Origin of the sequence: Phormidesmis priestleyi ULC007, assembly GCF_003003695.1 — a bacterium.
Taxonomy (GTDB): domain Bacteria; phylum Cyanobacteriota; class Cyanobacteriia; order Leptolyngbyales; family Leptolyngbyaceae; genus Phormidesmis_A; species Phormidesmis_A priestleyi_A.
The window spans coordinates 1-24,624 of record NZ_PVWG01000004.1; the positions used below are offsets into that span (position 1 = coordinate 1).

The 24,624-nt window shown below is 48.8% G+C and carries 23 protein-coding genes; 11 read left to right on the plus strand and 12 right to left on the minus strand.

What is annotated here, in order from left to right; genetic code table 11:
- Window positions 1-547: 547 nt before the first annotated feature.
- On the minus strand, window positions 548-904 hold the full coding sequence (locus tag C7B65_RS05210; RefSeq protein WP_073070529.1) for a HepT-like ribonuclease domain-containing protein: 357 nt from the start codon (window positions 902-904) through the stop codon (window positions 548-550).
- A complete protein-coding gene (locus C7B65_RS05215; RefSeq protein ID WP_073070530.1) occupies window positions 901-1,194 on the minus strand; it encodes a nucleotidyltransferase family protein in 294 nt (97 codons plus the stop codon). Before C7B65_RS05215 ends, C7B65_RS05210 begins: the two co-directional genes overlap by 4 nt.
- A gap of 679 nt (window positions 1,195-1,873) precedes the next feature.
- Here C7B65_RS05215 and C7B65_RS05220 point away from each other — a divergent pair.
- Window positions 1,874-2,254 (plus strand): hypothetical protein, encoded by a 381-nt coding sequence (locus tag C7B65_RS05220; protein ID WP_073070531.1) that lies wholly within the window; start codon window positions 1,874-1,876, stop codon window positions 2,252-2,254.
- A 200-nt stretch (window positions 2,255-2,454) separates the two neighbouring features.
- Here C7B65_RS05220 and C7B65_RS05225 read toward each other — a convergent pair whose 3' ends face one another.
- A complete protein-coding gene (locus tag C7B65_RS05225) occupies window positions 2,455-3,639 on the minus strand; it encodes a glycosyltransferase (RefSeq protein WP_073070532.1) in 1,185 nt (394 codons plus the stop codon).
- A gap of 110 nt (window positions 3,640-3,749) precedes the next feature.
- Here C7B65_RS05225 and shc point away from each other — a divergent pair, with 110 nt between their 5' ends.
- Window positions 3,750-5,726: a squalene--hopene cyclase gene (shc, locus tag C7B65_RS05230; RefSeq protein ID WP_244913170.1), complete on the plus strand. Its 1,977-nt coding sequence runs from the start codon at window positions 3,750-3,752 to the stop codon at window positions 5,724-5,726.
- On the opposite strand, the gene C7B65_RS05235 is transcribed toward shc, so the two are convergent.
- The gene (locus C7B65_RS05235; RefSeq protein ID WP_073070534.1) at window positions 5,694-6,212 is read right to left on the minus strand and encodes a hypothetical protein; all 519 of its coding nucleotides are present in this window, start codon (window positions 6,210-6,212) and stop codon (window positions 5,694-5,696) included. The two genes, shc and C7B65_RS05235, sit on opposite strands and share 33 nt — an antisense overlap.
- Window positions 6,213-6,438: 226 nt before the next feature.
- Between C7B65_RS05235 and C7B65_RS05240 the strand changes: the two genes are divergently transcribed.
- The 3 genes from C7B65_RS05240 (at window position 6,439) to prmA (ending at window position 10,063) form a co-directional block, all read left to right on the plus strand.
- Window positions 6,439-7,356 carry an NAD(+) kinase gene (locus C7B65_RS05240; RefSeq protein WP_073070535.1) on the plus strand — a complete coding sequence of 306 codons (918 nt, stop codon included), beginning with the start codon at window positions 6,439-6,441 and terminating at the stop codon, window positions 7,354-7,356.
- A gap of 182 nt (window positions 7,357-7,538) precedes the next feature.
- A complete protein-coding gene (serA, locus tag C7B65_RS05245) occupies window positions 7,539-9,119 on the plus strand; it encodes a phosphoglycerate dehydrogenase (RefSeq protein ID WP_073070536.1) in 1,581 nt (526 codons plus the stop codon).
- 53 nt (window positions 9,120-9,172) lie between these two features.
- Window positions 9,173-10,063, plus strand: coding sequence for a 50S ribosomal protein L11 methyltransferase (gene prmA / locus C7B65_RS05250; protein ID WP_073070537.1), 891 nt, complete (start codon window positions 9,173-9,175; stop codon window positions 10,061-10,063).
- Between the two features lie 116 nt (window positions 10,064-10,179).
- Here prmA and acs read toward each other — a convergent pair whose 3' ends face one another.
- Window positions 10,180-12,144 carry an acetate--CoA ligase gene (gene acs, locus C7B65_RS05255; RefSeq protein WP_073070538.1) on the minus strand — a complete coding sequence of 655 codons (1,965 nt, stop codon included), beginning with the start codon at window positions 12,142-12,144 and terminating at the stop codon, window positions 10,180-10,182.
- Between the two features lie 132 nt (window positions 12,145-12,276).
- On the opposite strand from acs, the gene C7B65_RS05260 reads away from it, so the two are divergent.
- A complete protein-coding gene (locus C7B65_RS05260) occupies window positions 12,277-12,909 on the plus strand; it encodes a Uma2 family endonuclease (RefSeq protein WP_083582784.1) in 633 nt (210 codons plus the stop codon).
- Between the two features lie 315 nt (window positions 12,910-13,224).
- Here the strand turns inward: C7B65_RS05260 and C7B65_RS05270 are convergent, their stop codons facing one another.
- Complete coding sequence (locus C7B65_RS05270) at window positions 13,225-13,437, minus strand: hypothetical protein (protein WP_073070539.1); 213 nt, start codon at window positions 13,435-13,437, stop codon at window positions 13,225-13,227.
- A 217-nt stretch (window positions 13,438-13,654) separates the two neighbouring features.
- Between C7B65_RS05270 and C7B65_RS05275 the strand changes: the two genes are divergently transcribed.
- On the plus strand, window positions 13,655-15,256 hold the full coding sequence (locus C7B65_RS05275; RefSeq protein WP_073070540.1) for an Hsp70 family protein: 1,602 nt from the start codon (window positions 13,655-13,657) through the stop codon (window positions 15,254-15,256).
- 224 nt (window positions 15,257-15,480) lie between these two features.
- On the opposite strand, the gene psbA is transcribed toward C7B65_RS05275, so the two are convergent.
- The 3 genes from psbA to purS form a co-directional block, all read right to left on the minus strand.
- Complete coding sequence (psbA, locus tag C7B65_RS05280; RefSeq protein ID WP_073070541.1) at window positions 15,481-16,563, minus strand: photosystem II q(b) protein; 1,083 nt, start codon at window positions 16,561-16,563, stop codon at window positions 15,481-15,483.
- A 375-nt stretch (window positions 16,564-16,938) separates the two neighbouring features.
- Window positions 16,939-17,637, minus strand: coding sequence for a phosphoribosylformylglycinamidine synthase subunit PurQ (gene purQ, locus C7B65_RS05285; RefSeq protein ID WP_073070542.1), 699 nt, complete (start codon window positions 17,635-17,637; stop codon window positions 16,939-16,941).
- 28 nt (window positions 17,638-17,665) lie between these two features.
- The gene (gene purS / locus C7B65_RS05290) at window positions 17,666-17,953 is read right to left on the minus strand and encodes a phosphoribosylformylglycinamidine synthase subunit PurS (protein WP_219898382.1); all 288 of its coding nucleotides are present in this window, start codon (window positions 17,951-17,953) and stop codon (window positions 17,666-17,668) included.
- 138 nt (window positions 17,954-18,091) lie between these two features.
- Here purS and C7B65_RS05295 point away from each other — a divergent pair, with 138 nt between their 5' ends.
- Complete coding sequence (locus C7B65_RS05295; RefSeq protein ID WP_073070543.1) at window positions 18,092-18,478, plus strand: Fur family transcriptional regulator; 387 nt, start codon at window positions 18,092-18,094, stop codon at window positions 18,476-18,478.
- 123 nt (window positions 18,479-18,601) lie between these two features.
- Here C7B65_RS05295 and C7B65_RS05300 read toward each other — a convergent pair whose 3' ends face one another.
- Together C7B65_RS05300 and C7B65_RS05305 are read right to left on the minus strand one after the other, a co-directional pair.
- Window positions 18,602-19,549, minus strand: a complete 948-nt coding sequence (locus C7B65_RS05300) for an SPFH domain-containing protein (protein ID WP_106253942.1) — start codon at window positions 19,547-19,549, stop codon at window positions 18,602-18,604.
- A 38-nt stretch (window positions 19,550-19,587) separates the two neighbouring features.
- On the minus strand, window positions 19,588-20,010 hold the full coding sequence (locus C7B65_RS05305; RefSeq protein ID WP_073070544.1) for an NfeD family protein: 423 nt from the start codon (window positions 20,008-20,010) through the stop codon (window positions 19,588-19,590).
- Between the two features lie 311 nt (window positions 20,011-20,321).
- Between C7B65_RS05305 and C7B65_RS05310 the strand changes: the two genes are divergently transcribed.
- Both C7B65_RS05310 and C7B65_RS05315 read left to right on the plus strand, forming a co-directional pair.
- Entirely contained in the window at window positions 20,322-22,142 is a 1,821-nt protein-coding gene (locus C7B65_RS05310) for a PP2C family protein-serine/threonine phosphatase (protein ID WP_073070545.1), read from the plus strand.
- 128 nt (window positions 22,143-22,270) lie between these two features.
- Window positions 22,271-22,525 carry a ferredoxin-thioredoxin reductase variable chain gene (locus tag C7B65_RS05315; protein ID WP_342353000.1) on the plus strand — a complete coding sequence of 85 codons (255 nt, stop codon included), beginning with the start codon at window positions 22,271-22,273 and terminating at the stop codon, window positions 22,523-22,525.
- 5 nt (window positions 22,526-22,530) lie between these two features.
- Here C7B65_RS05315 and C7B65_RS05320 read toward each other — a convergent pair whose 3' ends face one another.
- Window positions 22,531-22,761: a hypothetical protein gene (locus tag C7B65_RS05320; RefSeq protein WP_073070547.1), complete on the minus strand. Its 231-nt coding sequence runs from the start codon at window positions 22,759-22,761 to the stop codon at window positions 22,531-22,533.
- 425 nt (window positions 22,762-23,186) lie between these two features.
- On the opposite strand from C7B65_RS05320, the gene C7B65_RS05325 reads away from it, so the two are divergent.
- Complete coding sequence (locus C7B65_RS05325; RefSeq protein WP_073070548.1) at window positions 23,187-24,548, plus strand: PAS domain-containing sensor histidine kinase; 1,362 nt, start codon at window positions 23,187-23,189, stop codon at window positions 24,546-24,548.
- The last annotated feature ends 76 nt before the right edge of the window (window positions 24,549-24,624 follow it).

The following is a 24,624-nucleotide window of genomic DNA, read 5'->3' on the forward strand; positions in this document are numbered from 1 at the left end:
GCGGACATCTGCCTGAACACTGACAGGGAAGGGCTTTTGAAGTCCTTCCAACTCCCCCGAACGACTTCGAGTCGCACGTCTAACTATTATTTCTGCCGTTTGAACTCCTGCCAATCAGCATAATATGCTTTATAAGAAGATTATGCCGTGTAGAAACCGGATAACTCCTACTTTTTAAGGTTCTATACCGAATCTTCACAGTATAACTCCTCTATTTCGGCAGTTATACTGAGCGGTTTTCAGATTTCTCGCTTCTAGGCTTGCTGAATCAATCGCCCAAAATTCCCCAATCGACGAACCCATCAAATAATTCGTTATCTCGATCGAGTCCCGCCTTAGCTAAACTGAGTTATCTCAAGCCAAAATCAAGTTGACAAAGGCACTTCCTGAGTTTCAGTTTAGCGTGATATGGAACTTGGACTGCCACCAGATCCCCAAGTGGCTATTTCCCCTAATTTGGCACCAATTCATGTGCTAGGAATTAAATCTTGGCTGCTATCTGCGTGCGCTGATATGTTCTGTATGATTTGCTCGTTAGAGATCTCCATTACTCTGGCTTCTTAGTCACATCTTTTAAAACTTTAGAAATTAATATTTTCAACTGAGGGACATCTTCCTGAACTGCTTTCCAGATGATTTCTACGTCTGTATTGAAATAATCATGAATTAGTTTATCTCGCATTCCAGCAATATCTCGCCAGGGAACATCAGGATATTGGCTTCTGACTGAATTTGGGATTCGCTTTACCGCTTCCCCAATAATTTCGATCGCTCTTGAAACTGCAAACACTTTCTCTAAACTCTGCGAGAACACTTCAAACTCAACGCCTGTTGTAAACTGCTCGATCGCAGCTACAGCATCTAAAATATCCTGTAAGTAGTCCTCAACTTGCCGTCTGGTCACAGGTAAACGACCTCTGCCAAAATCCGCTCCCCAATGCGTGGCTTTAGCCCAGACTTGTGTACCAAATCGACTTTGACACCCAGATTATCGCTGAGATAGTTTTCTAAATTGACAAACTTTAATAGGCTCGGTGTCTCCGAAAACTCTACCAGCACATCTACATCGCTGGCTTCCGTCTGCTCCTGCCTGACATAGGAGCCAAAAACCCCTAATTCTTGAACTTTGTAACGTTCTTGCAACAACGACTTGTGTTGCCCAAACCACTGCTTGATTTCCTCTAGTGTTTTCATAGGCTCTATCTCCCCCTCAAAGTAAGTACAGTAGGTGATGTGCAACTAATTCACCCTCATCCCAACCCTTCTCCCTAGGGAGAAGGGCTTTCAGATTCTTTCTGGTTCCCTCTCCTAAGGGAGAGGGCTAGGGTGAGGGCAGTATTTTCAAGCATTTGAGAGAAGTTGCACATCGCCTTACAGTGCAAGATATAGCTTACCCTGCTCTGTTTCGGGAGATAAATGGTGTATCAATAGACACTCAACCTTTTTAGCTTTTACTGGATAAATATAAATATGTTGCTGCTTCTAGGTTTGCTGAATCGATCGCCCAAAATTCCCCCATCAACAAAGCCACCCAGCAATTCCTGATCTCGATCGAGCTTTGCATTAGCTAAACTGAGTTGTCTCAAGCCAGAATCGAGTTGACGAACGCGCTTCCTTTGTCGCGCTATTGCTTAACTAAGTTGACGAACGCGCTTCCTTAGTTTCAGCTTCGTGTTATCGAGTTGACGAACGCGCTTCCCTAGTTTCCGCTTTGTGTGATCGAGTTGACGAACGCGCTTCCTTAGTTTCAGCACTCCGATACTTAGTTACAGATTGAGACTCCAGAAGTTCCACAGATTAGATCGAGAGTCAATCACTCGATCGGGGAACTCTGAAACTGTTCAATCAAAGATCTAAGAGAGGGTCTCTATTCATGCCTGGACTCGGAAAACGAACTTCATCTCATCTTGAGAAGGCAAAAACACGCCTATCTGCCATCAGATCCATCAGTTCCAGCTTAGACATGGGCAAAGGACTATCCATTCAAGCCTATTCAGCGTTAGTCGAGAAAACCCGTCAGCGAGTGGATGCTTACAATGCAACCGTAGCGATGCTAGATGCCGATCGCGTGGTGATGCAAGAAGCCGAGAAAGAACTGCAAGAACTCACCGAGAAAATGTTGCTGGGGGTTGCGATCGAATTCGGGAAAGACAGCCCCGAATACAAGATTGCAGGCGGCATTCGCAAGAGTGAGCGGAAACGACCCGATCGTAAAAAAGCGAATCAGTCAGAACCGCACCCTGCACTTAGCTAAGAAGACCTCAAACATCTGGTGTTTCTAACCCATCGGATGTTTTTTCCATAAATTCTCTAGACTCTTACCAGGACGATAAAAGTACTGCCTCCAACTACGATCGAAGCAACACAACGTTCTTGGTCAGCGGTTGCCGATAACCTTTGCAGCTTTCAATCTGCCTAAGATGCTTTTAGGATGGTCAGGCGGAAGCTTTCTGCCTAGTTTTTGATTTCGGATTTGATCTCTTCATAGACTCGTCCTTTCCAAGCGCCGCCTTTGCCTTGCCAGTGACGACGGGCTGAGTCGATCGTCATTAACGTGTAGAGAAACGCGATCGCAGGCAAACAACCTGCCAACCAAAACGAACACCGATAAAAGCGAATAATCGGAAAGTAAGCCAAACTCATCAGCAAATAGGCAAGAAAGCTAGGAAGGGCGATCGACCATTGCCCCGCAAACAATCCAAAAACGAATCCCACAGGTGGAACGAGATAAATGAGGCTCATTCCAAATACCGTTCCGACGAGCAATAGCGGCGAGTAATTTAATTGAGTGAACGCCGATCGCGCCACCATTGTCCAGATCGTTTCTAGCGAGTCATAGGGACGTAGGCTTCGAGTCGAGTCTGACAATCCTAGCCAAATTCGTCGTGACCCACTCGACTTAATCGCCTCCGCTAACGCACAATCGTCAATTAATGCTTGTCGAATTGCTTGAATGCCGCCAATCCGAGTCAGTGTTTCCCGACGAATTAGACTACATCCGCCTGCCGCACCCGCGATCGCGTTCCCTGGCTCATTCACCCACCGAAACGGATAAAGCTTCTCAAAAAAGAAGACAAACGCTGGAATCAGCAGTTTTTCCCACACGCTCTGACAGCGTAATCGCACCATTAAAGAGACGAGTTCGCGATCGTCCTCAACGGCTTTGGCAACTAGCTGGGAGAGATTAGCGCGATCGTGTTCGATATCGGCATCGGTTAGCAGAAAATAGTCAGGTTCTAGCGTCATCGCTTTTTGGACTCCTTGATCTAATGCCCAAAGTTTCCCTGTCCATCCGGGTGGCAACAGTGCTGCCGAGAGAATGTGTAGCTGATCAGATTTGCCTAGCGTCTCAGCCGTCTCTCTGGCAATCTCAGCCGTGCGATCGGTGCTGTGATCATCGACTAAAAAGAGATTGAGAACACCGGGATAGTCTTGAGTGAGGAGCGATCGTAACGTCACAGGCAACAAATCCGCTTCGTTGCGGGCGGGGATGATGACGCAGACAGAAGGGTATTGATCAAAGGGCAAAGATTGGGCAGATAAGCGCTGATCGGTGCGCCAAAATTGACCGCGAAAGCAGAATAAATAAATCCAAATCGTCAGAGAAAGTAGCGCCAATCCTGCAAAAATCTCACTCATTATTGTTGGGGAAAGTTGGTTGCCATCTTGCAAAACTCTGATTTTAGAACGCAAAATACAAAGATTGTGGTTTTTGGGGTGAACGGTTCAATATGCAAGAACGAAATAGGGTGACGAATTCTCAACTGGATGGGGCGATCGCTGCCAGTCAAAATTATCTGCTCTCAACTCAAAACCCTGAAGGCTATTGGTGGGCAGAACTCGAATCGAATGTGACGATGACCGCAGAAGTTGTGTTGCTGCATAAAATCTGGGGCACCGATCAGACTCGCCCGATGTATAAGGCAGAGAAGTTTTTACGATCGCAGCAGCGCGATCACGGCGGCTGGGAATTGTTCTACGGCGACGGTGGTGAACTCAGCGTAACCGTTGAAACCTACATGGCGTTAAAGCTACTAGGTGTCGCGATCAACGATCCAACAATGGTGAAAGCGAGAGAATTTATCTTGGCGCGGGGCGGTGTGGCTAAAACTCGCGTGTTCACAAAGTTTCACCTGGCGTTGATTGGCTGCTATCCCTGGAGTGGGTTGCCGTCGATTCCGCCAGGGTTGATGTTGTTGCCGTCATTGAAGTTGGAGATTCCCAATCCGTTTGGGTCTGAGCCGCTGTTTTCAGCTTCGACGTTTAGCATTTATGAATTGTCTAGCTGGGCGAGAGGCAGCACCGTTCCGTTGATGATTGTGTTCGATCGCAAGCCCGTTTTTCTCGTCGATCGACCGATCACGCTTGACGAACTTTACGCGGATGGGATTACAAACACTAATTTTGATCTGCCTCGCAAATCAGACTGGACAGATCTATTTGTTGACTTAGATAAGGTCTTCAAAGTAGCTGAAAACTGGAACCTGATGCCCTTTCGAGAAGCAGGACTCAAAGCCGCAGAACAATGGATTCTAGAACGACAGGAAGCTTCTGGTGATTGGGGCGGGATCATTCCTGCAATGTTGAATTCCCTGTTGGCGTTGCGTTGCTTAGATTATGATGCGGCTGATCCAGTTGTCGAACGCGGCTTAAATGCGGTCGATCGTTTCTCGAATCAGACAGATCACACGTTCAGCGTTCAGCCTTGCGTTTCACCTGTTTGGGACACAGCATTGGTGATGCGATCGCTCGTTGATTCTGGGATGACTCCCAATCATCCGGCTCTCGTTCGCGGCGGCGAGTGGCTGCTCGAAAAACAGATTTTAGATTATGGCGATTGGGCCGTCAAAAATCAGCGCGGCAAACCGGGGGCCTGGGCATTTGAGTTTGAGAATCGCTTCTATCCTGACGTGGATGATTCTGCGGTTGTGGTGATGGCGTTAGCGGCGGTGGATTTGCCCAATGAGCGCTTAAAAAACCAAGCGATCGTCCGCGCCGTTAACTGGATTATCACGATGCAATGCAAACCTGGAGGCTGGGCGGCATTCGACTTAGATAACGATCAAGACTGGCTTAATGCTCATCCTTATGGCGATCTCAAAGCCATGATCGATCCCAATACGGCAGACGTGACAGCGCGAGTGTTAGAGATGTTTGGACGATTGCCAGACCCTCATCTAGACGCAAATCGCCTCGATCGGGCCCTCACCTACTTAAGGCAAGAACAGGAAAGCGATGGCTCCTGGTTTGGGCGTTGGGGCGTGAACTATATCTATGGCACCAGTGGCGTTTTGGCTGCGCTTTCGTTAGTTGCGCCTACTCATAAATCAAGTCTCGATCGTGGGGCAGCTTGGTTAGTAAAACGTCAAAACCCTGATGGCGGCTGGGGCGAAACCTGCGCCAGCTACCAAGATTCTTCACTCAAAGGCAAGGGAAACAGTACAGCTTCTCAGACTGCTTGGGCATTGATTGGGTTGCTGGCTGCCGGGGAAACGACGCATCAGTTTGCCTGGAATGCGATCGACCACGGCATCACCTACCTGCTCACCACTCAACGAGAAAACGGCACCTGGAACGAAGACCACTTCACAGGTACAGGCTTTCCGGGTCACTTCTACTTGAAGTATCACCTTTATCAGCAGCACTTTCCCCTCACCGCACTCGGACGATATCGGGAAATCAACCAGAATTTCCTAAAATCTCAGCCCGACTCCGCCTTGAAGTGACGCAGCCGCACCACCGCGCTTATAAGCATCAAACGAGATAATCGCATTGCCAAAAACGACGACATTGCTGTTAGGAAGCGCATAGTCAATGCCCGGTTGAATCGCAAAACTCGTTTGATTGCCAACTGGAGTGTCGCCCCCGATCGGAATGGATACCCCTGCGCCAATATAAGCATCAGTCTGCCAGTTGAGGGGAATATCATAAGAAACGGTCGGCACGATCGCCACATTGCTGCCGACCAGTGCCTGTGCTCTGACTGAAACCGGAGCCGTCAAAAACTTATATCGACCTGCAATCACCGCCGAAATTTTGTGTTCGCGGTCTGCTCCACGGGTCAAGCCAAACGAAGGACCAATGCCCACATAGCTACCATAAGCGGCTTGTGCAGAGGCAGGAGCTTGAGCGCCAAAGGCAAGCCCAACGCTGATTGCAGCAACGCTTACAACTGCACCGATTTGCAAAAACGTAGGATTAAACTGTTTCATTAGACGACTCCTCAGTGACCAGACGGCGATGTGATTGCAATCGAATATTTAACTGTACGATCGTTGACCTTCGCGAATCAACTAATAAATACCCAAAATCGCTATTTCATGATACTCAACAACTTGGGATGGAAGTACATTTGCCCCTGATTAAGCCTGAGAAACGTTGGCGCATGGCGTAGACTTTGGACAGTGAAAGAGTCTAACGTCTCCCGGTTGAAAAACTGTGCAGCTAAATCAGGTCATTATTATTCATAAGTCGGGCGACCCGCTCAGTCGGCGATGGGCCGAGCGGTGTGCCCAAGCGTTAGAAAAACGCCATTGTCGAGTGTTGTTAGGGCCGAGCGGGCCGAATGACAATCCCTATCCCGTGTTTTTGGCATCGGTGCAGCAGTCGATCGACCTCGCGATCGTCCTCGGTGGCGATGGCACTGCCCTGACGGCTGCTAGAAATTTGGCGGCCGACAAAATTCCCATTCTCGCGGTCAACGTCGGCGGACATTTGGGATTTCTCACCGAATCGTCTGAAGATTTCAACACCGAAACGGTTTGGGATCGACTGTCAGAAGATCGGTTTGCTGTGCAGCGCCGCATGATGCTTCAAGCTAGTATTTTTGAAGGCAACCGGACAAACTTAGAGCCAGTCAGCGATCGCTATCTGGCACTGAATGAAATGTGCATTAAACCTGCCTCTGCCGATCGCATGATCACCGCGATTTTAGAGATGGAGATCGATGGTGAAGTCGTCGATCAATATCAGGGTGATGGCTTGATTGTGGCAACTCCTACAGGTTCGACCTGCTACACCGTAGCGGCAAACGGCCCAATTATTCACCCCGGCATGAACGCGATCGCCGTTACACCGATCTGTCCTTTGAGTTTGTCGAGTCGTGCGATTGTTTTGCCGCCTGGATCTGTGGTGAGCATTTGGCCGCTGGTCGATCGAGACATCAACACAAAGCTGTGGATGGATGGCGTTTTAGCAACCTCGATCTGGCCGGGTCAGCGCGTTGATATTCGCATGGCAGATTGCGATGCTCAATTTATTATTCTCAGAGAAAACTATTCTTATTACCAAACGCTGCGAGAAAAGCTGCAATGGGCAGGGGCCCGAATTCACTACAGCAACAATCACCGCAATTAGGTTTAGCTATCACAATCTAGACCTCAAATCGGAAAACTTTTGCGATTCTATGAGGCTTGATGCGTGAATCCACTAGAATAGCTAATCGAGGAATTGCTTGAAAAGATGTCAGGATAAGTGTGTATGATTCCTGATTTCCAGAACTCTAGCCCCTCTCTGACCCCATCATCCACTGAGTTTTTATGCCCAAGGTTCTTGTTTCCGATCCCATTGATCAAGTTGGGATCGATATTCTGTCCCAGGTTGCCCAGGTTGATGTCAAAACTGACTTAACGCGTGAGCAACTGGTCGAAATCATTTCTGAGTATGATGCGTTGATGATTCGCTCTGGGACTCGTGTCACTCAAGAAGTGATCGAGGCAGGAACTCAACTCAAAATTATCGGGCGCGCCGGGGTAGGTGTCGATAACGTAGACGTGACTGCTGCCACGCGCAAAGGCATTGTGGTCGTCAACTCTCCAGAAGGCAACACGATCGCAGCCGCCGAGCACACGATCGCGATGATGATGGCCCTGTCGCGCTACATTCCCGATGCCAACCAGTCAGTAAAGGGCAACAAGTGGGATCGCAAAAGCTTCACGGGCGTTGAAGTTTATAAGAAAACGCTCGGTGTCGTCGGTTTAGGCAAGATCGGGACTCATGTTGCGACGGTTGCCAAAGCAATGGGCATGAAGCTGCTGGCGTTTGACCCATTTATTTCTCACGAACGGGCAGAGCAGATCGGCTGTCGTCTTGTCGAGTTAGATGTGTTGTTCCAGCAAGCCGATTACATCACGCTCCACATTCCTAAAACGGCAGAAACGACTCATTTAATTGGGGCAGCCGCGATCGCCAAGATGAAGCCCACCGCTCGGATCATCAATTGTGCACGAGGCGGAATCATTGACGAAGCCGCTCTAGCAGAGGCCCTGAAAGCGGGCAAGATTGCCGGAGCCGCGATCGACGTATTTGAATCCGAACCCTTAGGCGAATCCGATCTGAGATCCTTGGGTAGAGAAATCGTGCTCACCCCACACTTAGGAGCCTCGACCGAAGAAGCTCAGGCAAATGTGGCGATCGATGTTGCCGAACAAATTCGTGATGTGCTGCTGGGGTTGCCTGCGCGATCTGCGGTCAACATCCCCGGTTTGCGTCCTGATCTATTAGAGCAATTAAAGCCTTATCTGCAACTGGCAGAAACCCTCGGCAACCTAGTCGGGCAACTCGTCGGCGGACGAGTCGAATCCTTAAACATTGGGCTGCGGGGAGAACTGGCAACTAATCAAAGTCAACCGATCGTGGTGGCGGCGCTTAAAGGGTTACTGTCTCACGCGCTGCAAGAACGAGTCAATTACGTCAATGCCAGCATTGAGGCAAAAGAGCGCGGCATTCGGGTGATTGAGACTCGTGATGCGTCTGTCAAAGACTACACAGGCTCTCTTCATCTGTCGGCTAAAGGCGCGTTGGGTGAACATTCTGTCACGGGTGCGTTGCTAGGCGACAACGAAATTCGCGTCACTAGCATTGATGATTTTCCGGTTAACGTGCCTCCCAATCGTCACATGCTGTTCACCTTGCACCGCGACATGCCAGGAATCATCGGCAACATTGGGTCTTTGCTGGGCAGATTTAATGTGAACATTGCCAGTATGCAAGTCGGTCGCAAAATTGTGCGCGGCGATGCGGTGATGGTGTTGAGCATTGATGACCCGCTTCCCGAAGACATTTTAGATGAGATCAAAAAGGTGTCAGGCATTCGAGACGCTTATACGGTCACGCTTTAGGGAGGGTAGAGGGTGATTTGCCCTTCACCCTTCGCCCTTCACCTGTGAGAGATATGGCAAATAGCTGGTGGGAAATTCAAGTTTTGTGTGACACGTCGCTTGATGAAGTGGCATTTTGGCGGCTCGAAAAGTTTGGCTGCCGAGGCACTTCTAGCGAGATTAAGGGTTCTTCGTGTCGGGTTTCTGCCTATTTGCCGCAACAACAAGCCCAATTGCTAGATCTATCGGCGTTGTCTCTATTAATGCGGCAAGACGCGCTCTGTGTCGGTCTGCCGCTGCCGATCGTGCAGTGGAGCTTGATTGATGAAGAAGATTGGGCAAGTAGCTGGAAGGTTCACTGGCAACCGCAGAAAGTCGGCGATTGCTTCTGGATCAACCCCGCTTGGCTACCCGCTCCGCAAGGAGACGATCGCATCATCATCCAGTTAGAACCGGGAGTCGCGTTTGGCACCGGGGATCACGCTACGACTCAGCTTTGTCTTGAAGCGTTGGAGATGCGGTTTAGTGACAATCCTCAAAATACTGTGATTGCGGATGTGGGCTGCGGTTCAGGAATTTTGTCAGTCGGGGCGATTCTTCTAGGGGCGAGTAAAGTCTATGCCGTAGACACCGACCCACTCGCAGTCAAAGCAAGCCGAGAGAATATTGAGCTAAATGGGATTGACCCCAAGCGGATGATCGTCGCGGAGGGCAGTGTTAAGGAACTAGAGGCATTGATTAAAGAGCCGATCGATGGATTGGTGTGCAATATTTTGGCGGAAGTGATTATCGATTTGATTCCGCAGTGGACGACGATCGTCAAGCTATCAACCTGGGGCATTTTGAGCGGCATCTTATTAGAACAAGCTAAACCCGTTGCTGACACGCTCGAAGAAAATGGCTGGATTGTGGCAGCGCTGTGGAAACGTGGGGATTGGTGTTGTTTGAATATTCGGCGATCGTGATTCCACTTCAGTTCGACGAGGTTTTTCGCTTCGTTTTGAGCGGCTTCCCGGATTTACAATCGTAGCAACAAATCCACAAGAGGGCACGGCAATGCCATGCCCCTACGAAATTGGGGTTAACCTTCGCGTAGTTTTTCTAAAACGCTGCGATCTTCTAGGGTTGAGGTGTCGCCCGAAATCGCGTTGCCACTGGCAAGATCTCGCAGTAGACGACGCATGATTTTGCCCGATCGGGTTTTGGGCAACGCATCGGCAAATCGGATTTCTCCTGGACGAGCGATCGCGCCAATTTCTAGCACAACGTGCTTCTTCAACTCTTTTGCAAGCTCGTCGCTGGGTTGATAAGTGCCTTCGAGCGTGACAAAGGCGACAATATCCTGTCCCTTAATCTCGTCGGGTTTGCCCACCACTGCGGCTTCTGCAACAGCAGGATGAGACACCAGAGCCGACTCAACTTCCATCGTGCCTAAGCGGTGTCCGGCGACGTTGATCACATCATCGACGCGACCCATCACCCAAAAATAGCCATCTTCGTCGCGCCGCGCACCATCGCCTGCAAAGTAGGTGTACTGACCGTCTTTAACCGGAATGTGCTGCCAATAGGTGCGACGGAAGCGATCGGGATCACCAAACACCGTCCGCATCATTCCAGGCCAAGGATAGCGGACTGCTAAATATCCGCCTTCATTCACGCCGACTGAATTGCCGTCTAGATCCACCACGTCTGCCAAAATGCCAGGAAAGGGCAGCGTCGCCGATCCAGGCTTGGTCGGAATCGCCCCCGGAAGCGCAGTGATCATGATGCCGCCTGTTTCGGTTTGCCACCACGTATCGACGATCGGGCACTTTTCGCCCCCAATCACTTTGTGATACCACATCCAGGCTTCGGGGTTAATAGGTTCGCCGACGGTGCCCAAAAGTCGCAGTGAAGACAGATCGCGATCGTTGGGATGCTGATCACCCATTTTAATAAAGGCCCGAATCGCGGTCGGCGCAGTGTAGAAGATGCTGACTTTGTGTTTTTCAATCACATCCCAAAAGCAGCCGGGATTTGAGGCGCGTGGGGCACCTTCATACATAACGCTGGTTGCGCCGTTAGAAAGCGGCCCGTAAACGACATAGCTGTGTCCCGTGATCCAACCCACGTCGGCGGTGCACCAAAAGACATCCGTTTCTTGAAGGTCAAAAATCCATTTGGTGGTCATGTGGACATAGAGGTTATAGCCACCTGTGGTGTGAACTACGCCCTTCGGTTTGCCCGTGCTGCCCGAAGTGTAGAGAATGAACAGCATGTCTTCACTGTCCATTGGTTCGGCGGGGCAATCGGCAGAGACAGTTTCTTTTAAGTCGTGCCACCAAAAATCACGATCGCGCTGCATCACAATTTCCTGTCCCGTGCGTTTGGCAACCAGCACTTTCTCAACGGGCACCCGGTCATCGGCTAAAGCTTTATCAACCTGCTCTTTAAGCGGCACGATCGCATCTTTGCGCCAGCCTCCATCGGCAGTGATCACAACTTTAACCTGACAATCAATCAAGCGATCGCGCAACGCCTCAGCGCTGAATCCCCCAAAAATGACGGTATGAGGGGCACCAATTCGGGCACACGCCAGCATCGCGATCGCCGCTTCAGGAATCATCGGCATATAGAGCGCCACCCGATCGCCCTTCTGCACACCCATTTGCTTAAGGACGTTGGCAAACTTGCAGACTTCTACATGCAGTTGAGCGTAGGTGAGCGTGATCGAATCTCCGGGTTCACCTTCCCAGACGATCGCGGGTTTATCGCGACGATCGGGGGTCAGATGCCGATCTAAACAGTTGTAGGAAAGATTGGTTTTGCCGTTCACAAACCACTTTGCAAACGGTGGATTGCTCCAATCGAGTACAGTATCCCAGGTTTGAAACCAGTGCAATTGCTGTGCGAGGTCTGCCCAAAACTTTTGCGGGTCGGCTTGGGCACGATCGTAAAGTGCCTGATAGTCTTCTAGGCTTTTAATCTGCGCGTTTTGAGAAAATTCAGCACTGGGCGGAAAGAGTCGCGTTTCTTGCAAGATAGATTCAATGCTCGATTCAGACATTGTGTTTCGTGGGGTGGCGGAGTCAAGAGTTTAGATCGTCTTAGAAAAACGATACTGGTTTCTTGGCGGCGATCGACGAAAGGGAATCTTGAGTTTGATTACAATTAGCATAAATCAACTGATGCTGTGGCTATGAACGCACCCACTCTTGAATCAAAGCTGACCCTTGCGGCGTTTCTAAAACAACCAGAAACGAAACCCGCTTCAGAATTCATCAATGGAGAAATCATTCAAAAACCTATGCCTCAAGGAGAACACACCTTAATTCAAATTGAGCTTTGCAAAGCTATTGACCAAGTGGTGCAGCCTCAGAAAATTGCGAAGGCGTTTCCAGAGTTGCGATGTACGTTTGGCGGAGTCTCGATCGTCCCAGATATCTCCGTCTTCCGTTGGCAGAGAATCCCAACTCAGCCGTCTGGACGGATTGTGAATCGCTTTGAGATTCAACCAGATTGGGCGATTGAAATTTTATCTCCTAATCAGAATTCAACAAAAGTCCTCAGAAATTTGCTGCCCTGTTCGCAGCATGGCACCGAGTTAGGCTGGTTAATTGCCCCCGAAGATGAAACGGTGTTTGCGGTGTTTCCGGGGCAGCGCGTTGAAGTGTTTGAAGGAACTGCCTCGTTACCGATGATTGAGGGAGTTGATTTAGCGTTAACGGTTGAGCAGATCTTGAGTTGGTTGACGTTTAGTCAAACAAGCAATTGCAGCCTCTCTAGTTTCATCTTTGACGGATGGCGCGTTGCTTTGGCAAGTTGCCTGTGAGTATTTAGCAGCAAGCCGAAAATTGGAGCCGTTAGGGTATAACCGAGCAAAAGCCTATCAGTACAATCTGTGATCTACAGCAGGTTTGGTACACCGCGCTTCCTTTGTGGAATGTGATCGATCGAGCAGAGAATTTGATGAGTCGTTACAGTCTGTCGCATTGGGATTCGATGCTTGTTGCGGCTTGCTTGGAAGTTAATATACAAACCCTTTACACCGAAGATTTAGGATATTCAAGCATTGATGGAATGGCGATCGTCAACCCATTCAAAATGATTTGAGTTCGCAGCAGTCCAACAATGCTTAGGTAGTTGCTCAAGCTTTTGCAGGCTTTAAAACCAACCATCCGACAAAAAAGAACGTCGCGGTAAACAACTGTACAATCTCTAGCGCAGAAAGATAGCCATCAGAGAGAGTCGCGATCGAGCGATCGGCAATTCCAAATAGCCAGGAGGAGACACCCAAGATCCAAATCCCATTTTTGAGACTCATTAGAAACGCCATCAGGTCAGAAGTTTGGGGAGTCATATCAGTCACTTTTTGGCTATGCCAGATAGGTAAGTCAGTGAATTGATTGGGTTATCCACCGCTTGGTTTCATACATATTAAGAAATATTTCTACTTCTTGCCATATTTCTCCAGATATACATCTTGATTCTCTGACATGGATAAAAAGTTTGTCATCAACGCTTTTGCTACGATCTGAAAACACGTCTCTCACTGTCTCGCCGTTACCCTGATTCAGATGACCTATGCCATTGACTTTGGAACCAGCAACACTGTCGTCACTCGCTGGAATCCGGCAACTCAACAGCCAGAAACTTTATTTCTACCGGGTGTTTCGCTTCGAGTTGGACAAAGCCCACCGCTGATTCCCAGTTTGCTCTATGTTGAAAACGCCAAACAAGGAGCCGTCATCGTTGGGCAACAAGTGCGCGATCGGGCCCTCGATTTAGCCACCGACTCTCGATTTTTTCGCAACTTTAAGCGGGGCATTGGCTCCAATGTGCAAGGCTTTTTGCCTGAGTTAGATGGGCAGACTATCAACTTTGAGCAAGTCGGCGACTGGTTTTTGACTCAAATCATCACCCAACTTAAAGCCACCGATCCCGATATTGCTAACTCGATCGTGTTTACCGTTCCGGTTGACAGTTTTGAGGTCTATCGCCTTTGGCTGGGGCGAGTGTGCCAATCACTCAACATTGACCAAGTGCGAATGTTAGATGAGCCGACAGCGGCTGCTTTGGGATATGGGCTAAACGATCGTCAAACGCTCTTAGTTTTCGACTTTGGGGGCGGAACGCTAGATTTGTCTCTGGTGCAGTTGGATATCAATGAACAAACTCAGGCAAAACCGCTCGGATTCGTTCTTAAATGGGGGCAAAAATCATTTGCAGAACAGTCGGGACAGAAGCCTAAAATTGCCAGGGTTCTCGCTAAAGCGGGGCAAAATCTGGGCGGCTCGGATATTGATCACTGGCTCGTCGATTATTTCGTCGAAACTCAAGGAATTGCGGCGACTCCTTTAATTTCACGCCTAGCAGAACGGCTCAAAATTCAACTTTCGCTGCAACTACAAGCGCAAGAAGTCTATTTTGACGATGAAACATTTGAGAGTTACGAACTGTCTTTAACTCGCAGCCAGTTTGAGCAGATTCTCACCGAGCACCAGTTTTTTGAAAATTTAGATGAAGCGATGGGTCAAGTCCTTCAGCAAGCACGACGACAAGGACTGGAGGTAAAAGACATTGATGCAGTGTTGCTCGTCGGTGGAACGGTGCAAATTCCGGCGGTGCAGACGTGGGTGAGGCAATATTTTGAAGCGTCGAAAATCCGATGTGAAAAGCCTTTTGAAGCGATCGCGCAAGGTGCTCTGCAACTCAGCCAGGGCATTCAGATTAAAGATTTTCTCTATCACGGCTATGGCATTCGCTATTGGAATCGTCGAGATAACTGCCACAGTTGGCACCCTCTGATCAAAGCCGGACAGCCTTACCCCATGCAAGACTCGGTTGATTTAGTACTCGGTGCGTCGCTAGACAATCAGCCCAGCATTGAGCTGATTATTGGCGAACTTGGCACCGAAATGGCTCAGACCGAAGTCTATTTTGATGGCGATCGTCTCGTCACCCGCAATCTTACTAGCAGTCAAACTCAAGTGCAGCCGCTTAACGATCGCGGCGGGGCGCGCAACATTGCCCAACTCGATCCGCACGGATCGCCAGGGAGCGATCGCATCAAAGTCCACTTTCAGGTAGACGATCAGCGCTTTCTTCGCATCACCGTTGAGGACTTGCTGACTGCCCGAACTCTTTTAGAAGATCAGCCCGTTGTGCAACTGAGTTAACGTCAGTTCGACGAGTTTTTTCGCTTCGTCAAGAGCGGCTTCTGCCCCCTAAATCTCCCATTTTGAGGGACTTTGAACCGGAAATTTTGGCTTGAAGTCCCGCAATTTTGGGGATTTAGGAGACGCGATCGACTGGTAACGAAGTCGTCGAATTCACATTGAGTTAAACCCCACAAAAAAGCACCTAGTTATGAGGCGCTTTTTTGTAGAGATCGGACTAACAATTAGCCTTGAATCGCAGGAGCTTGAAGCGCAACCGGAGACGCATCACCCGAAGCCAAATCAAGCGGGAAGTTGTGAGCATTGCGCTCGTGCATGACTTCCATCCCCAGGTTGGCACGATTAATCACGTCAGCCCAAGTGTTGACCACACGACCCTGAGAATCGAGAATGCTCTGGTTAAAGTTAAACCCATTTAGGTTAAACGCCATTGTGCTAACGCCCAGAGCGGTGAGCCAGATGCCAATTACGGGCCATGCGCCTAAAGTGAAGTGCAAAGAACGCGAGTTGTTAAACGAGGCGTATTGGAAGATCAACCGCCCAAAGTAGCCGTGTGCTGCCACGATGTTATAGGTTTCTTCTTCTTGCCCAAACTTGTAGCCCGCGTTTTGCGACTCGTTTTCAGTGGTTTCGCGAACCAGTGATGAAGTCACCAATGAGCCGTGCATCGCTGAGAACAAAGCGCCACCAAACACACCCGCTACGCCCAACATGTGGAAGGGGTGCATCAGAATGTTGTGTTCGGCTTGAAACACGATCATAAAGTTGAAGGTGCCAGAAATGCCGAGAGGCATACCATCGGAGAAGGAGCCTTGCCCGATCGGGTAGATCAACAAGACCGCCGTTGCCGCAGACACCGGAGCACTATAAGCGACGCAGATCCAGGGGCGCATTCCTAACCGATAGGATAACTCCCACTGGCGACCCATGTAGCTTAATATGCCCAGCAAGAAGTGCAGCACAACGAGTTGATAAGGGCCACCATTATAGAGCCACTCATCGAGCGAAGCGGCTTCCCAGATGGGGTAGAAGTGCAAGCCGATCGCGTTAGAAGACGGCACGATCGCGCCCGTTATAATGTTGTTGCCGTACATCAAAGAGCCAGAAACAGGCTCCCGGATGCCATCAATATCAACGGGCGGTGCAGCGATGAAAGCGATGATAAAGCAGATGGTTGCGCTGAGTAGTGTGGGGATCATTAAGACACCAAACCAACCCACATAGATGCGGTTATCGGTTGAGGTGATCCAGTTGCAAAAGCGATCCCAAACATTACCTTCTTCGCGTCTTTGTAATGTTGTTGCCATAAGTTTAGATGATTGCTTGAAACGACAAAAAATGCAGTCGAATCGGAATAGATGGGTAAGTTATTTACCTCTCTACATCTTATTGATATTTATTTTTATTTTCATGTGATTTTTGTTAACTTTTCTAAGCCTTAATTACGGCACCTCAACGAAGTTTCAGTCTCTTCAAGCGTTGCGTTGGGTTAAGCACTTTTTTTGTTTAAATTAGTTAATCATTTGCTTAAACGTCGTCTTCGTATTTTGGTAGTTTGAGACGTTTAAGCCTCGAATTTGATTTAGATATCTTTACTTTCTCTCACTTTTATTTTAGGAATCTTTACATTAAAAAGCGCCCTGACTATCAAGGCGCTAATTTTTTTGGAAAGCTTTTTAGCGTTACAAGATCGCCGCGATCGCTCCCAGCATTCCTTCAAACAGTCGCATTCCGTCAACGCCTCCCAAACTCGGATCAGAAGCTCGTTCTGGGTGAGGCATCATGCCCAACACATTGCCCTGACGGTTGCAAATGCCAGCAATATGATTGAGCGAACCGTTTGGATTGCTGGACTGATCAGACTTGCCCTCAGCGTTGCAGTAGCGGAACAACACTTGACCATTTTCTTCAAGCGACTTTAACGTATTGGCATCGGCGTAATAGCTGCCCTCGCCATGCGCGATCGGAAGCGTGATTACTTCTTCAGTCCGATAATAGTTCGTCCAAGGTAAATCAGTCCGCTCGACTTTAAGCGGCACTCGATCGCAGACAAAATGCAAATCTCGATTGCGAACCAGTGCCCCCGGAAGCAGCCCCGCTTCTGTTAAAACTTGAAACCCATTGCAGATTCCGAGAACTAATTTTCCTTGTTCTGCATGTTTGATCGTGGCTTGCATCACCGGAGAAAACCGAGCGATCGCGCCACACCGCAAATAATCGCCATAGCTAAATCCACCCGGCACAATCACGACATCAATATCAGACAAATCGCTGTCTTCGTGCCAAATCATGCGAGTCGGCTGATTGAGCAACCCTTGCGTCACCCAAACCACATCGCGATCGCAATTCGATCCCGGAAAAACCACTACTCCAACATTCATTCTTGCGCCCTCAGCCCTTATGCTTGATTTATGAACCTACGTTCAGAGGTGTAGACAACTTCTGCAAATCAAACCGATAATTTTCGATCACGGGGTTTGCGAGAAGCTGGTCGCAGATTTGGTCTAACTGTTGACGAGCTGCATCTTCACTGTCTGCGGCGATCGTCAACTCAACATATTTACCAATGCGAATTTGTTCAACGTTGTTATATCCCATATGCGACAGCCCGGACTTCACCGCAGTTCCCGCAGGGTCTAAGACCGAAGGACGGAGAGTAACATAGATTTGAGCTTGATAGTTTTGAGTCACAGTCATGTCCTGATTGCTAGAAAGATTGCCGTGAATGCGACAGCTTTTTCATTCTAAGACCGCGGACAGATGAAAGCTGATGAACTTCTAGAATCAAGGTAGACAGAGTTTTAGATTCACTTTGGACGATCGTCCCCACTTCTCATGAGAACCCGCACCCGCAGTCAAGAACGCATTCTCACAATATTAAAAATCCTGAACCAAGCCATCTCAGCACAGGATCTTTACATAGAACTTCGCAGTCGTGAACAAAGCATGGGGCTGGCCACAGTGTATCGCGCTCTAGAGGCACTCAAGCTCGAAGGAATGGTGCAGGTCAGAACGTTGCCCAACGGAGAAGCGCTCTATAGCCTCGTTAAAGAAGACAGACATCACTTGACCTGTGTGCAGTGCGGCAACTCGATTCCGATCGATCAGTGCCCAGTTCACGATTTAGAAGAACAGCTACACGAGTCTTATCGGTTCAAAATCTATTACCACATGCTGGAGTTTTTTGGGTTGTGCACCCAATGCCAAACCGAAAACGAATAAGTTTCGGCATTGCGGGAGGGGATGAAATGGCTGTAGGGGTAGCGCCCCCGTGCCTACCCCTGACGGAGGGCAACCACGGGGGGATTGCCCCTACGTCATCCTTCCGTCAGCAACGCCAAATTTCTATGCCTTGCCGTTGGGTTCATCGACGATCGACAACATGCCTTGCAGTGTCGCTGGAATGCTACGCGGGTCCATAAACATGACTTTGCTGCTGTCGCTTTTGCCGACGATCGTGCCCATCTCTAAATAGCTGAGGGCAAGCAAAACTTTTCCGGCTTCGGCAGCGCGGGGATCGCCCTTCAATGCCTGAGTGACGATTTGAATTGCTTCGGCAGTGGCTTGAGCGCGAAGCACTTGCTGCTGTCGCTCGGCTTGAGCTTTGAGCACGATGCTCTTTTGCTCGGCTTCGGCAGCGAGAATCACAGATTTTTGACGGGCTTCAGCATCCAAAACTTGGGCTTCGGCTTTGCCTCTGGCAGAGTTGACGGCTGACTCTCGTTCTCCCTCGGAGGTCAAAACCGAGGCGCGTTTGCGACGCTCGGCTGACATCTGCAATTCCATCGATTCTTGCACAGCCGTTGACGGAATGATGTCGCGTAGCTCAACACGGGTGACTTTCACACCCCAGGGATCGGTGGCAATATCGAGATCTCGCAGCAAGATTTCATTGATCTGCGCTCGTGCTGTAAAGGTTTCATCGAGTTCAATTTGACCCATCTCAGCGCGAATTTGAGTCAACACTATATTCACCACAGCAGCATTGAGATTTTGCACCTTGTAATAGGCCCGCTCCATGTCTACGATCTTCCAATAGACCACTGCATCGACGGTGATCGAGACGTTATCGCGAGTGATGCAGGGCTGCGGCGGAATTTCGAGCACCTTTTCTCGCACGGTTTCTTGAAAGGCAAGGCGATCGAGTCCAGGAATCACAAAGCTGAGTCCGTGACCGAGCTTACGATCGTAGCTTCCCAACCGCTCGACCAGGGCTTCATTGCCTTGCTGAATAATTTTGACGCTAGAGACAGCACCCGCTCCTACGCCTATTGCAATTAACCAACCCCACATAGACTTATGCTCCTAATTTTTGAACGGTTGAATGATGATTATTGATCGTGTGCCAAGCCTTCTGGCACGATGATTAGCGTCGTCCCTTTGCGCCCGACGACGTAGACTTTTTGGTGAGGCGCGATCGTCCCGTCAAAAGTTTCGCAGCGAGCGCTCCAAGAATTTCCTTCGTAGAGAACCCGTCCAGGCTGCCCCGGCAGAATTTCGGTCAACGTTTCTGCTTCGGTGGCATCCAGTTTTAAGGCGGCTCTACGGCTAATCAGCTGACGAGATGCCAGCACCGCTAGCAGAGAAAGCGCCATCCAGAGGGTGATCTGCAAATTTAGAGATAGCACCCCTGAAAAGGCGGCAACCACCAGCGCACTGAGTCCCATCACAAAGGCGATAAACGCTGTAGGCACCACAAACTCAATCAGGCAAAGGGCAACGCCTGCTAAAAGCCAGACCATAGTTGGAGTCATACCGATTTGATTTGTGAATGTGACAGATCCGCCCGGTAGGGGCACGACCTGTCGTGTCCTCTCGCGATCGTTCGATCAGGGGCAACTACTTTTGAAATCGAGATCAGAAACATAGTTTTGAGTCAATAGATTCACGATCGCTAATATATCAATCAGAGTTTGAGAGACGAATGGCTCAAAATCGGCTATCCTGCAACCGAGTTAAGCGATTTAAGTCATTCTTCAAAGAGTGCCCGCTCAATTCCGCAATGCTTCACATTTATGAAGATTGAGTCAGTCACAAACGCCCTACAATATACGTTTTTAAGTGCATGAGCAGTTCGCAATCGCAGGAGCATCGCTATCTTTGGGCAGTGGGAGAGATCGCCGCCCAAAAGCCACCGGGCACGATCGTATCCGATCGCTATCAGGTGATCACGCCTCACATTTGGGCAGATACAAAGCCTCAGACAGAGCCTTATGTGTCTGCACTGCTGCCTGACGAAGCGCTGCCCTATTTGCACCTCTATGCTCATCGGCTGCATGTGCCCCAAGTCTATGGGTTTTGTCGCGACGAAGTGAGCGATCGCGAGATTCTGTTATTAGAAAATGTCCCATTAAAAAATACAGGCGACCTACAACCCGCCATTTTTGAAGCCTGGACTCAAGCCTCTGCCGTGCGTCAAGTCTATTGGCTGTGGCAGATCTTGCAGCTTTGGACTCCGCTTTTAGAGTTAAACGTTGCGTCCAGTCTGCTGTCACCCGATAATTTGCGCGTCGAAGGGTGGCGAGTTCGGCTTAAAGAATTAATCAAGGATTCAGAAGACTCAGTTCATACAAGAGCCTCGTTTTTAAATCCTTCTCTCTCAAATCTAGGGCAGTGCTGGCTTGTGTGGGTGCCAGAGTCGAAGGCGACGATCGTAGACTCTCTCACCGCGATCTGTGCCGCTATGCAGCAAGGAGCCAGCTTTCAAGCCGTCTCAGCCCAGTTAAACCAGTTATTAATCGAGCAGTCAGCCCAGTTGCCGCTCCGCTTGCAGGTTGTAGGAGCCACCGATGTAGGCGCGGTACGATCGCACAACGAAGACACCTGCTATCCAGTCACGGCTCACGCGCGCACACAGCCCCATGATGAACTGAGTCCGCGATTGGCGATTGTCTGTGATGGCATCGGCGGACATGAAGGCGGCGAAGTTGCGAGTCAACTAGCGGTGCAGTCACTTCAGCTTCAGATCAAAGCCTTGCTGACTGAGATTGCCCAGCAGTCGGAGCCGATGCCGCCTGATTTACTAGCAGAGCAGTTAGCCGCGATCGTGCGGGTCGTCAACAATATGATTTCGACTCAAAACGATGACCAAGAGCGAGAATCTCGGCGGCGGATGGGCACCACTTTGGTAATGGCGCTTCAGATTCCGCAGCGCGTTAAACTGCCTGGTGGAGCCGTCGCCAACAACGCTCACGAACTCTATCTCGTTAATGTAGGAGACAGCCGCGCTTATTGGATCACGCCCCGCTATTGTCATCAATTGACGGTAGATGATGATGTCGTGACGCGAGAAATTAAACAAGGACGATCGCTCTATCGTGATGTGCTCAAACGCCCAGATGCGGGGGCACTGACTCAAGCCCTCGGAACGCGAGACGGTCAGTTTCTTAACCCCAGTGTGCAGCGCTTTATCTTAGAAGAAGATGGATTGCTGCTGTTATGTTCTGATGGGTTGAGCGATAACGAGTTAGTTGAGCAGTCTTGGCGCGATTATGCAGAACTCGTTCTCAAAGAAAAAGTCTCTCTAGAGTCTGCGGTGCAATCTTGGATCGACCTGGCAAATCAAAAAAACGGACATGACAACACCTCGATCGTGCTGACTTATTGTCACGTTTCTTCACCGTTGCCAGAGATGCGGCTACCTGGGGACGTGAAGGCTGGTGATCCATTGGCTTCCTCTTCAAATATGAGTTTGCCAGAGGTTGAGGTTCCAGCTTTAGAGGAAATAGTCTCTCCTAAGCGAAAGAAAGCAAACCCCCTTGGGCTGACCATCAGAATTATCTTGATGCTGCTTTTAAGCGGGGCTGTAGGTGCAGGAATCTGGTACTCAGTTGACCCGATCGGATTTCAGCAACTGCGCGACTCTGTAGAAAAAAGGCTCCGATAAGCAATCCAGCGATCGAGCAGCAGCGCCATCAATTCTTCTCAAGAGTTTTGTCAAACCGTAAGAAGGGGACGCTCTTGTGCAAAGATAAAAAAACTGTCGATAAGCCCAGTTGGGTTTGACTAATCGTGGTGAATGCTCTTGACAATGAAACGCTAAGGATTATGGAAGTTGGTGCTCGTATTCGTGTGATTGAATCTGTCATTATTTATCATCATCCAGAACACCGTAACCAACCGCTCGATATTAAGGGGCAAGAAGGTGAAGTGTTGGCGATCGTGACTGAGTGGCATGGCAGACCTGTCAGCGCTAATTTTCCAATTTTGGTCAAGTTTAGCCCTAAGCTCAAAGTTCACCTCCAGGAGTTTGAGATCGAGGTTTTATAGCAGTTTCAGCGTTCTCGTTTTCGACAAAACCAGCCCAATAAATTGATATCGCCGCGCATTTTTTCAAGCTCTCGGCGATTTTGTGCTGCGAGCGTGTGATACCACACGCTGGCGCGATCGAGGTCTTCTCGATACTGCGTTTCTTGATAAAACTGACGAGTGGCATAATAAACTTCAAAAATCTCATCTTCTGATGGGGCTGAGGGGTTCATCCATCGGTGTTCGGTGTAGCGCATAAGCTGGAGATCTTAAGAGAGTTATAGCCTGCCACTTTAGCCAATCTAACCGATCAAGTCAGAATTGCGAAACGAGTTTTGTTGTTTTCCGCTTGTACGGAAGTATTGCGTTAGCTACTGAAGCTGTCCTCATCCTGAATCTTCAACTTCTGAGATACTCCATCTCACCCTTAAAGAAGATTGCAATAAACTCTGCATCTGTGATGGTAAACACAGGGAATCTAGAAACAAATTCACTCAACCAAAATGATTTTGGTATAAGACTGAATGGGTATTTAAATTTCTTAAGAATTAAAGAATGAGATCGATTCTTTAACGAAAGTATCCATCAAGCTTTAAAATACTTCTTTTAATTGTTTAGAACTATTAAGGCTAAACATGCTTTTCCTGTCAGCAAATGACTTGATAAAAATCAAAAGGATGACATGAATGAAACAAAACCCAGTAGCGATCGTGGCAAGATTGCAAAATACTTAGATACCGTTGATCAGCGAGCGGCTGATCTCTATAAAAACATAGGAGATAAGTCTCTCGATCAGCCAAAACTCGCCCTTAGCTATTTGGCAGCACTCGCAAATGCTTTAGAAGAACTGCGAGTTGTAGAGGAAGAAATTTGTCGTCACAACGAAGTATTGCAACAAGCCCGTCAAGAGCTAGAAAACGAACGGCACCGATATCAAGAGCTATTTGACTTTGCCCCCGATGGATATTTGGTGACTGATATTCATGGCAAAATTCATGATGCAAATCGGGCAGCCGCAGAATTATTAAATGTGCCCCAAAAATATCTTTCAAGTAAAGTTTTAACTAATTTTGTGCCCGAAGAACAGCGTCGTGTCTTTCGATCGCTCTTGTTGCAACTGCGAAGCATCGATCGCATTCAAGAATGGGAGATTAGTCTACTCGCTCGCAGTAAACCTCGATTTGAGGCGGCCATTACGGTCGTAACGGTTAAAGATTCAAAAGGTAAGGTGATCGCGTTGCGCTGGCTGATTCGAGACATTACGGCGCGTAAACAAATGGAAGCACAGCTTCACCAGATTCAGCTTCAAAACTTAGAATTGATCGAAGCCGATCGAGTCAAGGCGCAATTCATCGCCACCATGTCTCACGAGTTGAGAACTCCACTCAACGCAATTTTGGGCTTTTCTAGTTTATTGCTGCGTCACGTTCAACGGAGATTTGAGCCGCAGCAATTCACCATGATTGAGCGAATCTTTGAAAACGGACGGCATCTATTAAGCCTGATTGACGATGTTTTAGATTTCTCAAAACTGCGATCGCATCAGCTAGAACTTCAGTTAGAAACCTTTGATTTAGCTAATTTAGTTGTCACAACCGTTGAAGAACTGAAACCGCTAGGCGCTAAAAAAAACTTAGATCTACAAGTTCATCTAGTTCAAGATCATATTTTGGTGGTTAACGATCGCAATCGAGTTCGGCAAATCATTGTCAACTTGCTATCAAATGCGATCAAATTTACTGACGAAGGGCAGATTTTGATCGAGGTCGATCTGATGCCGAGAGCGCATCTAACCATTACCGTTCGAGATACCGGAATTGGCATTGCAGAAGCCGACTTAACCTTCATCTTTCAAGAGTTTCGACAGGCAAACCAAACGATGACTCGCTCCCACGGAGGAACCGGATTGGGGTTAGCAATTACCAAAGCGCTAACCGAGCTAATCGGAGGAAATATCTCAGTTGAGAGTGAGCTAGGTCAAGGTTCAACGTTTATCGTTGAGTTGCCTTGTCAGGTGCAGTTAAGCACTCGCAAAAAACTGTGAGACGGTTAATCTTTCTCTCAAGATTTGCTGAAGATTGGGGATTAAATAATACTCGTTACTTGCAGAGATATTGGGC

Bases quoted from the DNA above. Each gene is read 5' to 3' on its own strand.
- C7B65_RS05295 (WP_073070543.1), top strand. From the start codon at position 18,092: ATGAGAACCCGCACCCGCAGTCAAGAACGCATTCTCACAATATTAAAA.
- psbA (WP_073070541.1), bottom strand. From the start codon at position 16,563: ATGGCAACAACATTACAAAGACGCGAAGAAGGTAATGTTTGGGATCGC.
- C7B65_RS05275 (WP_073070540.1), top strand. From the start codon at position 13,655: ATGACCTATGCCATTGACTTTGGAACCAGCAACACTGTCGTCACTCGC.
- acs (WP_073070538.1), bottom strand. From the start codon at position 12,144: ATGTCTGAATCGAGCATTGAATCTATCTTGCAAGAAACGCGACTCTTT.
- C7B65_RS05225 (WP_073070532.1), bottom strand. From the start codon at position 3,639: ATGAGTGAGATTTTTGCAGGATTGGCGCTACTTTCTCTGACGATTTGG.
- C7B65_RS05220 (WP_073070531.1), top strand. From the start codon at position 1,874: ATGCCTGGACTCGGAAAACGAACTTCATCTCATCTTGAGAAGGCAAAA.
- C7B65_RS05270 (WP_073070539.1), bottom strand. From the start codon at position 13,437: ATGACTCCCCAAACTTCTGACCTGATGGCGTTTCTAATGAGTCTCAAA.
- C7B65_RS05215 (WP_073070530.1), bottom strand. From the start codon at position 1,194: ATGAAAACACTAGAGGAAATCAAGCAGTGGTTTGGGCAACACAAGTCG.
- serA (WP_073070536.1), top strand. From the start codon at position 7,539: ATGCCCAAGGTTCTTGTTTCCGATCCCATTGATCAAGTTGGGATCGAT.
- C7B65_RS05325 (WP_073070548.1), top strand. From the start codon at position 23,187: ATGAATGAAACAAAACCCAGTAGCGATCGTGGCAAGATTGCAAAATAC.
- C7B65_RS05310 (WP_073070545.1), top strand. From the start codon at position 20,322: ATGAGCAGTTCGCAATCGCAGGAGCATCGCTATCTTTGGGCAGTGGGA.
- C7B65_RS05305 (WP_073070544.1), bottom strand. From the start codon at position 20,010: ATGACTCCAACTATGGTCTGGCTTTTAGCAGGCGTTGCCCTTTGCCTG.
- C7B65_RS05320 (WP_073070547.1), bottom strand. From the start codon at position 22,761: ATGCGCTACACCGAACACCGATGGATGAACCCCTCAGCCCCATCAGAA.
- C7B65_RS05235 (WP_073070534.1), bottom strand. From the start codon at position 6,212: ATGAAACAGTTTAATCCTACGTTTTTGCAAATCGGTGCAGTTGTAAGC.
- prmA (WP_073070537.1), top strand. From the start codon at position 9,173: ATGGCAAATAGCTGGTGGGAAATTCAAGTTTTGTGTGACACGTCGCTT.
- C7B65_RS05300 (WP_106253942.1), bottom strand. From the start codon at position 19,549: ATGTGGGGTTGGTTAATTGCAATAGGCGTAGGAGCGGGTGCTGTCTCT.
- purS (WP_219898382.1), bottom strand. From the start codon at position 17,953: ATGACTGTGACTCAAAACTATCAAGCTCAAATCTATGTTACTCTCCGT.
- C7B65_RS05260 (WP_083582784.1), top strand. From the start codon at position 12,277: ATGAACGCACCCACTCTTGAATCAAAGCTGACCCTTGCGGCGTTTCTA.
- purQ (WP_073070542.1), bottom strand. From the start codon at position 17,637: ATGAATGTTGGAGTAGTGGTTTTTCCGGGATCGAATTGCGATCGCGAT.